The sequence below is a fragment of the Pseudomonas sp. Yb2C2 genome (assembly GCF_052112325.1).
In the GTDB taxonomy this organism is placed as follows: domain Bacteria; phylum Pseudomonadota; class Gammaproteobacteria; order Pseudomonadales; family Pseudomonadaceae; genus Aquipseudomonas; species Aquipseudomonas marginalis.
In genome coordinates this window covers 38,893-51,973 of sequence record NZ_JAVAJK010000008.1, presented here as the reverse complement: position 1 = coordinate 51,973, position 13,081 = coordinate 38,893, and the positions used below count along the sequence as shown (strand labels likewise).

Genomic DNA, 13,081 nt, shown 5'->3' with positions numbered 1-13,081 from the left:
CGAAAGGTATTTGGTTAGCACCGGATTATTCCAGTAATGTTGTAACCCTTACGTGACCCCAACTTAAGAACGCGTTCCATCTTCGGCCTGCATCCGTGCCTAAGTGCTTTTCTCTTCCACCGGCACATGCATACGATCCCGATTCGCCAGGGTCGGGAACAGTTTGATCCACACCCCGGTCACCACCAGCGTACCGATCCCGCCCATGACCACGGCGGGCACGGTGCCGAACCAATGGGCGGTAATCCCCGATTCGAACTCGCCCAATTGGTTGGACGCGCCGATAAACAGACCATTGACCGCACTGACCCGCCCGCGCATTTCATCCGGCGTCTCCAACTGCACGAAGGACGCACGGATCACCATGCTGATCATGTCCGCCGCGCCCAGCACCACCAGCACCGCCAGGGAAAACCAGAACGAGGTGGACAGGCCGAAGGCGATGGTTGCCACGCCGAATACGCCGACGGCGGTGAACATCACCCGGCCCACCTGCCGATCTACCGAAAAGCGCGCCAGCCACAACGACATCAACAACGCGCCCACCGCCGGCGCCGAGCGCAACAGGCCCAGGCCCCAGGCGCCGGTCAGCAGGATGTCCTTGGCGAACACCGGCAGCAACGCGGTGGCGCCGCCCAGCAGCACGGCGAACAGGTCGAGGGAAATCGCCCCGAGGATGTCCGGGCGACTGCGGATAAAGCGGATGCCGGCCAGCAGTGAATCGAGGGTGGCCTTGCCTTTGTTGAGCGGGGTCTGGCGGGCGGGCAGGTTGAGGGTCAGCACACAGGCAATGAGGTACAGCGCCACCGTGGGCCCATACACCCAGACGCTGCCGAAGGCGTATAGCAAACCACCGAGGGCCGGGGCGACAATGGTTGCCAGTTGCTGGGCCGACTGTGACGAGGCCACCGCACGCGGGAACAGCGCACTGGGCACGATGCTTGGCAGCAGGGCCTGGGTGGTGGGCATTTCAAACGAGCGCGCGGCGCCGAGCAGGAAGGCGAGGATAAAGATCATCTCGCGGGTCACGTTGCCGGTGAGGCCGCCGATGGCCAGGGAAAGGGCAATCAGCGCCTGCACGGTCTGGCAGATGGCCGCGACTTTGCGTCGCTCATAGCGGTCGGCCACATGCCCGGTGTGCAGCATGAACAGCACGCGCGGCACGAACTCCACCAGACCGACCAGCCCCAGGTCGAGCACGTTGCCGGTGAGTTGGTAGAGGTTCCAGCCAATGGCCACGGTAAGCATCTGGAAGCCGCTGGCGGTGAAGATCCGTGCCAGCCAGAACGCGATGAAAGGGCGGTGGTGACGTAACAGCAACGTGGGTTCACTGGGCATCGGAAATTCAGGTCAAGGCCGGAGGGAAGGGGCAGATTAGCATCAAGCTGTAACAATTAGTTGCGAGAAGAAGGCTGAGGCAAGCTGTCACGCGGCAAAAGACCACACAGGCCAGCCGCGAAAATGGGACTACTCTTTTCACTGTGATTGACCCAGATCAAAGTCATTTCAGAATTTGTTCTGGTGGCCGCAAGGCCCGATTCCCTGCGTGGCTGGTTAAAAAAAGAAACGAATTGAAATTCGCCAGACTCCATATCCGTGGGGGCAGTGGGTGCAGGCTCCCGCCAGCAGCCGGTATTACCTGACAGAGGAAGACTTATGTTCGGTTTGGAGGCGCTAGATCTCGCCCGAATTCAGTTCGCGTTCACCATCTCATTCCACATCCTGTTCCCGGCGATCACCATCGGCCTGGCCAGTTACCTCGCGGTGCTGGAAGGCTTGTGGCTCAAGACCCATAACGATACCTACCGTGACCTCTACCATTTCTGGTCGAAGATCTTTGCCGTCAACTTCGGCATGGGCGTGGTCTCCGGTCTGGTCATGGCCTACCAGTTCGGCACCAACTGGAGCCGCTTCTCGGACTTCGCCGGCGCCGTGACCGGGCCGCTCCTGACGTACGAAGTGCTTACGGCCTTCTTCCTGGAAGCCGGTTTCCTCGGCGTGATGCTGTTCGGCTGGAACAAGGTGGGGCGCAAGCTGCACTTCTTCTCCACCGTGATGGTGGCCGTCGGTACGTTGATCTCGACCTTCTGGATCCTGGCGTCTAACAGCTGGATGCAGACGCCGCAAGGCTTTGAAATCATCGACGGCCGCGTGATTCCTACCGATTGGCTGGCGGTGATCTTCAACCCGTCGTTCCCTTACCGCCTGATGCACATGGCGACGGCGGCATTCGTGGCCACCGCGTTCTTCGTCGGTTCCTCGGCGGCCTGGCACTTGCTGCGCGGCAAGGACAACCCGGCGATCCGCAAAATGTTGTCGATGGCGATGTGGATGGCCCTGATCGTGGCGCCTATCCAGGCGGTGATCGGCGACTTCCATGGCCTCAACACCCTCGAGCACCAGCCGGCGAAAATTGCCGCGATTGAAGGCCACTGGGAAAACAAAGGCAATGAGCCAACGCCGCTGATCCTGTTTGGCTGGCCGGACATGAAGGCCGAAAAAACCAAGTATGCGGTGGAGATTCCGTACCTGGGCAGCCTGATCCTGACCCACTCCCTGGACAAACAGGTGCCAGCGCTCAAGGAATTCCCGCCGGAAGACCGGCCGAATTCGACCATCGTATTCTGGTCGTTCCGGGTCATGGTCGGCCTGGGGTTCCTGATGATCTTCACCGGCCTGTTCAGCCTCTGGCTGCGCCGGGGCGACAAGATGTACACGTCCAGGCCGTTCCTTTACCTGGCGCTGTGGATGGGGCCGTCTGGCCTGATCGCGATTCTCGCCGGTTGGTTCACCACCGAAATCGGCCGCCAGCCGTGGGTGGTCTACGGGTTGATGCGCACGGCAGATGCTTCTTCCGGGCATAGCTTGGCGCAGATGACGATTACTCTGGTGTTGTTCGTGGTGGTGTACTTCGCGCTGTTCGGCGCCGGCCTGGGCTACATGATGCGCCTGGTGCGCAAAGGCCCGGTGACCCACGAAGGCACGGAACCGACCCACGGTGGCCCTGGCCAGAAACGCACACCGGCCCGTCCGTTGTCCGCCGCCGATGATGGCAGCGATGACGACCACGCCCACATCCAGCACAAGGGGAATTGAGATGGGTATTGATCTTCCGCTGATCTGGGCCGTGATCATCATCTTCGGCATCATGATGTACGTGGTCATGGACGGCTTCGACCTGGGCATCGGCATCCTCTTCCCGTTTATCCCGGGCAAGACCGACCGTGACGTGATGATGAACACCGTGGCCCCGGTCTGGGACGGTAACGAAACCTGGCTGGTGCTGGGCGGCGCGGCGTTGTTCGGCGCGTTCCCGCTGGCCTATTCGGTGGTGTTGTCGGCGCTGTACCTGCCGCTGATCCTGATGCTGGTGGGGCTGATCTTTCGTGGCGTGGCTTTCGAGTTCCGCTTCAAGGCCAAGGACCACAAGCGTCACCTGTGGGACAAGGCGTTTATCGGCGGTTCGCTGGCGGCCACGTTCTTTCAGGGCGTGGCGCTGGGGGCGTTTATCGACGGGATCCCGGTGGTCAATCGCCAGTTTGCCGGCGGCTCGCTGGACTGGCTCACGCCGTTCACGATGTTCTGCGGCGTGGCGCTGATCGTGGCCTATGCCTTGCTGGGTTGCACCTGGCTGATCATGAAAACCGAAGGCCCGTTGCAGGAGAAGATGCACAACCTGGCGCGGCCATTGGCCTTCGTGGTGTTGGCCGTGATCGGCATCGTGAGTCTCTGGACGCCGCTGTCGCACCCGGAAATCGCCTCGCGCTGGTTCACCCTGCCGAACCTGTTCTGGTTCCTGCCGGTACCGATCCTGGTGCTGGTGACCATGTACGGGTTGATCCGCGCCGTGGCGCGGAATGCCCACTACACGCCGTTCCTGCTGACGCTGGTGCTGATCTTCCTCGGCTACAGCGGCCTGGGGATCAGCCTGTGGCCGAACATCATCCCGCCATCCGTGTCGATCTGGGATGCCGCTGCGCCGCCGCAGAGCCAAGGCTTCATGCTGGTGGGCACCTTGTTCATCATTCCGTTCATCCTGGGCTACACCTTCTGGAGCTACTACGTGTTCCGCGGCAAGGTCACCCACGAAGACGGCTATCACTAGGAGGGTCGTTGCATGTCCGGCAAACCTACGTTGCACGAGATCGAACAGGCCGAGAAACAGCCGCTGTGGCGGCGCCTCGGCTGGTTGGCGATGATCTGGACCGGCAGTGTGCTGGCCCTGTTCGTGGTGGCCAGCCTGATGCGCATGTTCATGAATGCGGCCGGCCTGACCACCCACTGACATCCCGATCCGGGCTTCGCGGCCCGCTGCCTGTTAACTTGAGGGCAAGCCCTGCTCTTCTTTTGGAAGGGCAGGGCTTTTTTTATTTGCGCGCTTTGAGAATCACGAACTTGGGCGTGGCAGCGACCTGCTCTACGCCACGGAACAAGCGCGCCAACTTGCTGTGATAACCCAGGTGACGGTTGCCGACGATATACAGGGCGCCGCCGACCACCAACGCCTCCCGCGCCTGCTGGAACATACGCCAGGCGAGGAAGTCGCCGACCACCTGCTGCTGGTGGAACGGCGGGTTGCACAGCACAACGTCGAGGGAGTCCGGCTCCTGGCCGGCCAGGCCGTCCCCGGCGCGTACTGTCACCTCCCGATCGCCGAGGGCGGCGTGCCAGTTCTCAAGGGCCGATTGCACGGCCATATAGGACTCGTCCACCAAGGTGTACTGGGCGTCGGGGTTTTGCAGGGCGCTGGCAATCGCCAATACCCCGTTGCCGCAACCCAGGTCCGCCACGCGGGCACTGCCCAGGTTGTCGGGCAGGTGCGGCAGGAAGGCGCGGGTGCCGATGTCCAGGCCTTCACGGCAGAACACGTTGGCATGGTTGAGCAGTTCGATAGCCGGCGCGTCCAGGGTGTAGCGCGTCGGGTAGGGCGAGACCGCCGTGGGGCGGTCGGCCAGCGTCGCGATCAGCAACCGGGCCTTCTTGACCGCCAGGGAGGCGTGCATTGGCCCGATATAGCGCTCCAGCAACTCACCGGCCGCCCGGGGCAGGTGCTTGACCATCGCTGCGGCGATCACTTCGGCACCCGGCGCCAGTTGGCCTTGCAGGCGGATCAGTTGTTCTTCCAGCAATGCCAGGGTCTTGGGGACGCGGATCAGCACCCGGTCGAACGGCCCGCTGGGCACCTCGCTGGCGGGAATGAACGGCACGGCGTCAAAGGCCTTGCCATTGCGCACCAGGTTTTTATCCAGGCCCAGGGCGGCCAGGAACGAGTCGCCGCTGGAGGTCACCTGCACCCGGCCTTCCAGGCTCGCAGCCAGGGCGCCGAAGCTGTCATTGAGCACCAGCACGCGGGTCGCAGCGCTCGGTTGCTGTTCAGCCAGGTAGCTGAGCAGGTACTCGTCGGCGGCGTCGAAGGCTTGCAGCGGATCGTTATGTTGCTCTGGCTGGCGGATCAGATCGAGCTGGGCGAAGGGGCTGTCGAGCAGGGGCATGGCGAGGGAGGCTCTGGGTCATCGATGGGTGTTCGGCAGTCGGCTGCGGAACCGTCTGAGTGAACAGCGGGCGGCACCCCGTGGGGACAGCCCAGCACTCAGAATGGGTCGTAAATGTTACTTTTTTTCCTGAGGGATTACATGCGGTGTTTCAACGCTGATTAAAACAACCCCGCTTTCGAAGCGCAGAGCACGGCGGCGATCTTGTTGTTGACTCCCAGCTTTTTGAAGCAACTGCAGATATGAAAGCCCACCGTACGTTCGGACAGGCACAGGATGGCGGCAATGTCCGCGGCGGTCTTGCCCATGGCTGACCACTTGAGGATTTCGGTTTCGCGCGGGGTTAATTTGCTTGCAGGGTTAATGCTGGGCTTGTGTGCGTAAGTCTTCGCGACGACCGCATGCATCGCATGGCACAGCCACAGCACCTGGCCGGCTTTTTCATAAAGCTCCTGCGGGGTCACTTCACCTGCACTGCGACCAAGGGTCAGCATGCTGAACACACCCTGGAAATCATGCACGGCTTGGGTCCATCCCAAATGCACACCAAAAGATTGGGCTAAAGACCATAAACTTGGTGAGTCTTTAAAGGTTTTTTCCTCCCAGACAAGGGGCAGTACACAACGTTTGCAATGTTCCACCACGGGATCAGCGTCAAAGAAGTGGGCCTGGTTATACAGTTTGTTCCACTCATCGGGATAGTTGTTGAGGCGAATAGGCTTCGTTTGGTTGTTAGGTAGTTGAGAACTCATCGTAAAAGAACAGTATTGGAAGCCAAGTGCGTAGGTGTGGTTGACAGCCATCTCGAAAAGAGTCGTAACCTCGCTCTCGCCTTCCAGTTTGGGAAGTCGGGTATTGCGCCAGTTGACCATTGGTAACTCTCCATGGGTTTCCGCATGACATGGGATACGTCCTGAACTCCCACTGCACGGAAATTAGTGTAGGACATGAGCTACATCGCGAAACAAAATTTTCGCTCTTGCAGGGCAGGGTTTAAGAAATTTTCTCTAAGGTCGCGGCGGGCTTAGCTAAGGGGCTTAGTGGTTTTTTTCGATTTTTTAGTCAGTTGAAGCACCTGTAGCGGATCAACTTAGAGCGTGCTTGTAGCGCGGATAAAGGAGCTAATAGCAAATTGATCAGAGTTGATATTAGGTTGCCATTATTTTGTGCCTATATAATGCCACTACCAACCAGAGGTGTTTCCGGGCTCGAGTTTGAGGGACACTAGGGCACCTGTAGAACGGAGTCCCCCATGACGGCCAGTGCTGAGAAATTTACCCGCCAGACCTTGCTCGATGTGCAATCCCTGACCCCCAGCCTGTTTACCCTGCGAACCACCCGTGACCCAGGGTTCCGGTTTACCGCCGGCCAGTTCGTGCGCCTGGGGGTCAGCAAGGCGGATGGCAGCACGGTGTGGCGCGCGTATTCCGTGGTGTCCTCGCCGTTTGATGAATACTTGGACTTCTTCTCGATTGTTGTCCCAGGCGGCGAATTCACCAGTGAGCTCAGCCGATTGCGGGTGGGCGATACCTTGATGGTGGAGCGCCAAGCTACCGGGTTCCTGACCCTGAACCGTTTCGTCGATGGCCGTGACTTGTGGATGTTAGGCACCGGCACCGGGGTGGCACCGTTTTTGTCGATCCTGCAGGACTTCGAAGTCTGGGAGAAATTCGAGCGCATCATCCTGGTGTACAGCGCGCGGGAAGCCCGGGAGCTGGCGTACCAGTCGCTGATCAAGGGGTTGGGCGAGCGGGAGCACCTGGCAGAATATGCGCACAAACTGACCTACATCCCCATCGTGACCCGAGAGGATTATCCGGGGGCGTTGAGTGGGCGTATTACCACCTCGATCGAAAACGGAGAATTGGAGCGTGCTGCCGGCGTCGAGCTGACCCCGGAACATTCCCGCGTGCTGATTTGCGGCAACCCGCAGATGGTGGATGACACTCGCCAGTTGCTCAAGCAGCGCGACATGCAACTGAGCCTTAGCCGCCGGCCAGGGCAGGTGGCAGTGGAAAACTACTGGTAATGAAAAGGCGCCTCAAGGAGGCGCCTTTTTTCCAAGCCGGCAGGGGTTAAAGCGGCTTGTCGTTCTGCGCCTTGAGCAGGTCGCGAATCTCGCCCAGCAGCACTTCTTCCTTGCTCGGTGTCGGTGGCAGGCTAGGCGCCACGGCTTCTTCGCGCTTGAGGCGGTTGATGGCCTTGACGCCCATGAAGATCGCGAACGCGACGATCACAAAGTCGATCACGCTCTGGATGAACTTGCCGTACGCCAGCACAACGGCAGGCACATCGCCCTGTGCCGCCTTGAGCGTAATCGCCAGGTCACCAAAGTCCACGCCACCGATCAACAGACCAATGGGCGGCATCACCACATCGCCTACAAACGAGGAAACAATTTTGCCGAAGGCGGCGCCGATGATGATACCGACGGCCATGTCGACCACATTACCTTTGACCGCGAAGGCCTTGAACTCACTGATCACGCCCATAGGTTATTCCTTGTTACAGATGAGAAGGGTGCCGCTCAGTGTAAGTCAGTCGTAACCGGCTTGCCTGATACAGCTGCTAACACTGTCAGTTTTTATCGACACATTAAATCGCAAATAGTTTGCAAAGTGCCACCAATCGCGCGCGAAATACCCGCTATTTCAGCGGCTTACCACATTATTTTCTCAATCGACCTGGTGGTGTTTTTCTATTTATCTTCTGACTCGCGGGTCACTAGCCTCTGGCAAGCACAACTGAATGTGCATTAAAAAAACCAGAGGAAACCTTGATGAAGAATCCAATCAATCGCGGCCCGGTATTGGCGCGTCATGTGCTGGTACTGGCGACCGCCAGCCTGCTTTCCCTCTCCGTACAAGCCGCCAACCTGACCCGTGACAACGGTGCCGCCGTCGGCGACAACCAGAACTCGCAAACCGCCGGCGCCAACGGCCCGGTGCTGCTTCAGGACGTGCAACTGATCCAGAAACTGCAGCGCTTCGACCGTGAGCGCATCCCCGAGCGCGTGGTGCATGCCCGTGGCACCGGCGCCCATGGCACCTTCACCGTCACCGATAACCTCAGTGACCTGACCAAGGCCAAGGTCTTCGCTGCTGGCGAAACCACCCCGGTGTTCGTGCGCTTCTCCGCCGTGGTGCACGGCAATCATTCCCCGGAAACCCTGCGTGACCCGCGCGGCTTCGCCACCAAGTTCTATACCGCCGATGGCAACTGGGACTTGGTGGGTAATAACTTCCCGACGTTCTTTATCCGCGATGCCATCAAGTTCCCCGATATGGTCCACGCCTTCAAGCCGGACCCGCGCACTAACCTGGATGATGACTCCCGTCGCTTCGACTTCTTCTCCCATGTTCCCGAGGCCACTCGCACACTTACCGAGTTGTATTCCGACTCCGGTACTCCGGCCAGTTATCGGGAAATGGACGGCAATGGCGTACATGCCTACAAGTTGATCAACGCCAAGGGTGAAGTGCACTACGTCAAGTTCCACTGGAAGAGCCTGCAAGGCATCAAGAACCTCGATCCCAAGCAAGTTAGCGAAGTGCAGGGGCGTGACTACAGCCATATGACCAACGACTTGGTCACCCATATCAACAAGGGCGACTTCCCCAAGTGGGACTTGTATGTGCAGGTACTCAAGCCGGAAGACTTGGCCAAGTTTGATTTCGACCCGCTGGACGCCACCAAGATCTGGCCGAATGTGCCCGAGCGCAAAGTCGGGCAGATGGTGCTGAACCGCAACCCGGCGAATGTCTTCCAGGAAACCGAGCAAGTGGCCATGGCCCCGGCCAACCTGGTACCGGGCATCGAGCCGTCGGAAGACCGCCTGCTGCAAGGCCGGGTGTTCTCGTATGCCGACACGCAGATGTATCGCCTGGGCGCCAATGCCCTGCAGCTGCCGATCAACGCCCCACGGGTCACCGTCAACAACGGTAACCAGGACGGCGCGCTGAACTTCGGCAAGACCACCAGTGGCGTGAACTACCAGCCAAGCCGCCTGGAAAACCGTGAAGAGCCGCAAACCGCGCGCTACAGCCAGACGGCGCTGTCGGGCAGCACCCAGCAGGCGAAGATCCAGCGTGAGCAGAACTTCAAGCAGGCCGGCGATCTGTATCGCTCCTACAGCAAGAAAGAGCGCCAGGACTTGATCGACAATTTCGGCGGCTCACTGGCCACTACCGATGACGAGAGCAAGCACATCATCCTGTCGTTCCTCTACAAGGCCGATCCGGAATACGGCACCGGCGTGGCCAAGGTCGCCAAGGGTGACCTGGCACGCGTGAAGGCGCTGGCCGAAAAACTCACTGACTGACGTTGGTTTCGGTCGACGCCCTCCCGGGCGTCGACCTCTGGCAGGAGAGAACCCATGCGTATTTCTATCGGTTTACTGATGACCATGCTGGCCTTTGTCGCCCATGCCGAGTCGCCCGACCCGGTCGCACTCAAGACGCAGCTCCAGAATTATTACTTCGACGCCGCCCGCCGTGGCGACCTCGACATGCTCAACACCTTCATCGACGCCGGCTTCCCCCTCAACACCCAGGACGACAAGGGCTACACCGCGCTGATCCTCGCCGCCTACCACGGCGAAAGCGCCTACGTGGAGCGTTTGCTCGCCGCCGGTGCCGACGCCTGTGTGCAGGACAAACGTGGCAACACCGCGTTGATGGGGGCGATCTTCAAGGGTGAATTGAGCATTGCCCAGCGCCTGCTGGCCACCGACTGCAACCCCGACCAGCGTAACGGTGCCGGTCAGACGGCGGCCATGTATGCCGGGCTGTTCAAGCGCATCGAGTTGCTCGACGAACTCAAGGCCAAGGGCGCCGATCTCAACGCCGAAGACCCGGTCGGCAATAGTGCTTCACGATTGGCCAGCGGTGAAATCCGGACCCCGGCGTCGCGCTGAGCTATCATCGCGGTTTTTCGGTTGGAGGTTCTCAAATGGCAAAGGCCAAGCGCATGTACGGCTGCACGGAGTGCGGCGCGACCTTTCCCAAGTGGGCCGGCCAATGCACCGAGTGTGGTGCGTGGAATACCCTGACTGAAACCATGATCGAAAGCGGCGGCGCCGCTGCCCCTACCGGGCGTGCCGGTTGGACCGGGCAGCAGGCGCAGATCAAGACCCTGGCCGAAGTCAGCGTCGAAGAGATCCCGCGTTTCTCGACGGCTTCCGGCGAGCTGGATCGGGTTCTGGGTGGCGGCCTGGTGGACGGCTCGGTGGTGTTGATTGGCGGCGACCCCGGCATCGGCAAATCGACGATTCTGCTGCAAACCCTGTGCAGCATCGCCAGCCGCATGCCGGCGCTGTACGTCACCGGCGAAGAATCCCAGCAACAGGTGGCCATGCGCGCGCGCCGCCTGGGCCTGCCCCAGGACCAACTGCGGGTCATGACCGAAACCTGCATCGAAAGCATCATCGCCACAGCCCGGATCGAAAAACCCAAGGTCATGGTGATCGACTCGATCCAGACGATTTTCACCGAGCAATTGCAGTCGGCGCCGGGCGGCGTGTCCCAGGTGCGCGAAAGTGCGGCGTTGCTGGTGCGCTACGCCAAGCAGAGCGGCACGGCGATCTTCCTGGTCGGCCACGTCACCAAAGAGGGCGCGCTGGCCGGGCCACGGGTGCTGGAGCATATGGTCGATACCGTGCTGTATTTCGAAGGCGAGTCCGATGGCCGCTTGCGCTTGCTGCGGGCGGTGAAGAACCGCTTCGGCGCGGTGAACGAACTGGGTGTGTTCGCCATGACTGACCGGGGGCTGAAGGAAGTCTCCAACCCCTCGGCGATTTTCCTGACCCGCGCCCAGGAAGAAGTCCCAGGCAGCGTGGTCATGGCGACGTGGGAAGGTACCCGGCCGATGCTGGTGGAAGTCCAGGCGCTGGTGGATGACAGCCATCTGGCCAACCCACGCCGCGTCACGCTGGGCCTGGATCAAAACCGCCTGGCGATGCTGTTGGCGGTGCTGCACCGCCATGGGGGGATCCCGACCCATGACCAGGACGTGTTCCTCAACGTGGTCGGCGGGGTCAAGGTGCTGGAAACCGCGTCCGACCTGGCGTTGATGGCGGCAGTGATGTCCAGCCTGCGCAACCGGCCATTGCCCCACGACCTGCTGGTGTTCGGTGAGGTGGGCCTGTCGGGCGAAGTGCGCCCGGTGCCCAGCGGCCAGGAACGCTTGAAGGAAGCGGCCAAGCATGGCTTCAAACGCGCGATCGTGCCCAAGGGCAATGCGCCGAAGGAAATGCCGCCAGGATTGCAGGTAATTGGAGTCACGCGCCTGGAGCAGGCGTTGGATGCACTTTTCGAATAATTCAGGGATGGACGCCATGCAACGATCGAATCGCTGGGGTGTAGTCGCCCTGTTTGTCGCCTTGGCCGGCTTGCCCGCCATGGTCTGGGCTGAGCTGCCAACGGGCTATCGCCTGGCGCAAACGCTGGTGACGCCAGATGGCAGTGTGCTGCAGGTGCTCGAAGACCAGCGCATCAGCCCCCAACTGCACAAGGACAGTTGGGGCAGCGGGCTGGATGAAGACTCGTTCGACGAGCCCGGCGACTTGGTCGACAACCCACTGCTCGAAGCCCAGGTGCGCTGGGTGTCGGCCTCTGGCGAGGTGATAGCCCACGAAGACCTCGGCTACCCGTTGGCCGAGGTCGAGAAAGCCCCGATCAAAGGGCTGCCCGAACCTGTGTATTTTTTGACCATCGACCAGACCGCCCCCATGGGCAGCTACAGCGGGCCTGCCACGCAGCTGTTGCTGCCTGGCAAGCAGCAACTCAACCCGCTGGGTTACCAGGGCGCCGACGGCAAAGTCCAGGCGCTGACCCTGGCGCATACGGGCAAGGCGGCGTGGACGATCGCGACGCCAACCAGTGGCGGCGCGGATGAACTGCTGCAGGTGTCGTCATTTATGGACGGCGACGGTGAGGATGACTTTGCCACCCGTTATCAGACTTATCGGTTTGTCGACGGGCAGTGGCACGGCGCCTCAAGTCAGAAGAAGGGCTACTGGGACATGGAAAGCGAGTTTCCCGCACGTACGGCGTTTCCCTGAGCCGTTACACCTCCAGCAACGCGCCCAACTCCCGCTCCAGCTCTTCCTGGTCGCCCAGGTTCAACTCGATCAGCCGCCGCAAGTGGCTGATCGAGTCCAGGTCGATGTCTGTGCACACAAATCCCAGTTGGCCATCAGCTTCGTGGGTCAACCGTACTTGCATCTTTATATGCGCCTTGGGATCCAGGCGTATGTCGACCGCAAACGGCAGCGCCTTATTTCCCTTCCACTCTTCAGGCCGTTGCGCCAACAGGCCCTTGAGCGACAAATCCACCAATTGCACCGGCCATTCGTTGCCGTTTTGCCGAAGTTCGGTCTTGGCATCAAAGGCGATCCGGCGAAAACGACGGCGATCAGACGCTTGCTCGGTCATGGTGAAACCCTCTGTGGATAAAAGGATTGTAGCCCTGCGCCATCATCGGGTGGTTTTTTCTGCTTTTTTTGCCTCTGCAAGGCTCTAGACCAACGTAGGGGGGTGGCCTTTAAGGCCAGTAGCGCTAAACTCCGGATGGCTGTCCTTTCTGTCCAC

Annotated in this window: 13 protein-coding genes; 8 read left to right on the top strand and 5 right to left on the bottom strand. The window is 60.5% G+C overall.

What is annotated here, in order from left to right:
- Nucleotides 1-99: 99 nt before the first annotated feature.
- Nucleotides 100-1,338, bottom strand: coding sequence for an MFS transporter (locus tag Q8X51_RS12990; protein ID WP_065924168.1), 1,239 nt, complete (start codon nucleotides 1,336-1,338; stop codon nucleotides 100-102).
- Nucleotides 1,339-1,656: 318 nt separating this feature from the next.
- Between Q8X51_RS12990 and Q8X51_RS12985 the strand changes: the two genes are divergently transcribed.
- From Q8X51_RS12985 to Q8X51_RS12975, 3 genes are read left to right on the top strand one after another with little or no spacing between them, the layout of a single operon-like run.
- The gene (locus Q8X51_RS12985) at nucleotides 1,657-3,096 is read left to right on the top strand and encodes a cytochrome ubiquinol oxidase subunit I (protein ID WP_027605306.1); all 1,440 of its coding nucleotides are present in this window, start codon (nucleotides 1,657-1,659) and stop codon (nucleotides 3,094-3,096) included.
- A 1-nt stretch (nucleotide 3,097) separates the two neighbouring features.
- Nucleotides 3,098-4,105, top strand: a complete 1,008-nt coding sequence (gene cydB / locus Q8X51_RS12980) for a cytochrome d ubiquinol oxidase subunit II (protein ID WP_027605307.1) — start codon at nucleotides 3,098-3,100, stop codon at nucleotides 4,103-4,105.
- A gap of 12 nt (nucleotides 4,106-4,117) precedes the next feature.
- The gene (locus Q8X51_RS12975) at nucleotides 4,118-4,285 is read left to right on the top strand and encodes a DUF2474 domain-containing protein (RefSeq protein WP_010562540.1); all 168 of its coding nucleotides are present in this window, start codon (nucleotides 4,118-4,120) and stop codon (nucleotides 4,283-4,285) included.
- Nucleotides 4,286-4,367: 82 nt separating this feature from the next.
- Here the strand turns inward: Q8X51_RS12975 and Q8X51_RS12970 are convergent, their stop codons facing one another.
- Both Q8X51_RS12970 and Q8X51_RS12965 read right to left on the bottom strand, forming a co-directional pair.
- Nucleotides 4,368-5,492 carry a methyltransferase gene (locus Q8X51_RS12970; RefSeq protein WP_065924169.1) on the bottom strand — a complete coding sequence of 375 codons (1,125 nt, stop codon included), beginning with the start codon at nucleotides 5,490-5,492 and terminating at the stop codon, nucleotides 4,368-4,370.
- A 161-nt stretch (nucleotides 5,493-5,653) separates the two neighbouring features.
- Complete coding sequence (locus tag Q8X51_RS12965) at nucleotides 5,654-6,364, bottom strand: helix-turn-helix transcriptional regulator (RefSeq protein ID WP_323145675.1); 711 nt, start codon at nucleotides 6,362-6,364, stop codon at nucleotides 5,654-5,656.
- 380 nt (nucleotides 6,365-6,744) lie between these two features.
- On the opposite strand from Q8X51_RS12965, the gene Q8X51_RS12960 reads away from it, so the two are divergent.
- On the top strand, nucleotides 6,745-7,521 hold the full coding sequence (locus Q8X51_RS12960; RefSeq protein WP_407693815.1) for a ferredoxin--NADP reductase: 777 nt from the start codon (nucleotides 6,745-6,747) through the stop codon (nucleotides 7,519-7,521).
- Between the two features lie 46 nt (nucleotides 7,522-7,567).
- On the opposite strand, the gene mscL is transcribed toward Q8X51_RS12960, so the two are convergent.
- Nucleotides 7,568-7,984 (bottom strand): large-conductance mechanosensitive channel protein MscL, encoded by a 417-nt coding sequence (mscL, locus tag Q8X51_RS12955; RefSeq protein WP_053137928.1) that lies wholly within the window; start codon nucleotides 7,982-7,984, stop codon nucleotides 7,568-7,570.
- A 287-nt stretch (nucleotides 7,985-8,271) separates the two neighbouring features.
- On the opposite strand from mscL, the gene katB reads away from it, so the two are divergent.
- The 4 genes from katB to Q8X51_RS12935 are packed head-to-tail and all read left to right on the top strand — an operon-like array spanning nucleotide 8,272 to nucleotide 12,552.
- Nucleotides 8,272-9,813, top strand: a complete 1,542-nt coding sequence (katB, locus tag Q8X51_RS12950) for a catalase KatB (protein ID WP_137212013.1) — start codon at nucleotides 8,272-8,274, stop codon at nucleotides 9,811-9,813.
- A gap of 54 nt (nucleotides 9,814-9,867) precedes the next feature.
- Complete coding sequence (locus tag Q8X51_RS12945) at nucleotides 9,868-10,407, top strand: ankyrin repeat domain-containing protein (protein ID WP_407693814.1); 540 nt, start codon at nucleotides 9,868-9,870, stop codon at nucleotides 10,405-10,407.
- A gap of 35 nt (nucleotides 10,408-10,442) precedes the next feature.
- A complete protein-coding gene (radA, locus tag Q8X51_RS12940; protein WP_053137919.1) occupies nucleotides 10,443-11,810 on the top strand; it encodes a DNA repair protein RadA in 1,368 nt (455 codons plus the stop codon).
- 16 nt (nucleotides 11,811-11,826) lie between these two features.
- The gene (locus Q8X51_RS12935) at nucleotides 11,827-12,552 is read left to right on the top strand and encodes a hypothetical protein (protein WP_407693813.1); all 726 of its coding nucleotides are present in this window, start codon (nucleotides 11,827-11,829) and stop codon (nucleotides 12,550-12,552) included.
- Nucleotides 12,553-12,556: 4 nt separating this feature from the next.
- On the opposite strand, the gene Q8X51_RS12930 is transcribed toward Q8X51_RS12935, so the two are convergent.
- Nucleotides 12,557-12,925, bottom strand: coding sequence for a PilZ domain-containing protein (locus Q8X51_RS12930; RefSeq protein ID WP_074847704.1), 369 nt, complete (start codon nucleotides 12,923-12,925; stop codon nucleotides 12,557-12,559).
- Nucleotides 12,926-13,081 lie beyond the last annotated feature (156 nt).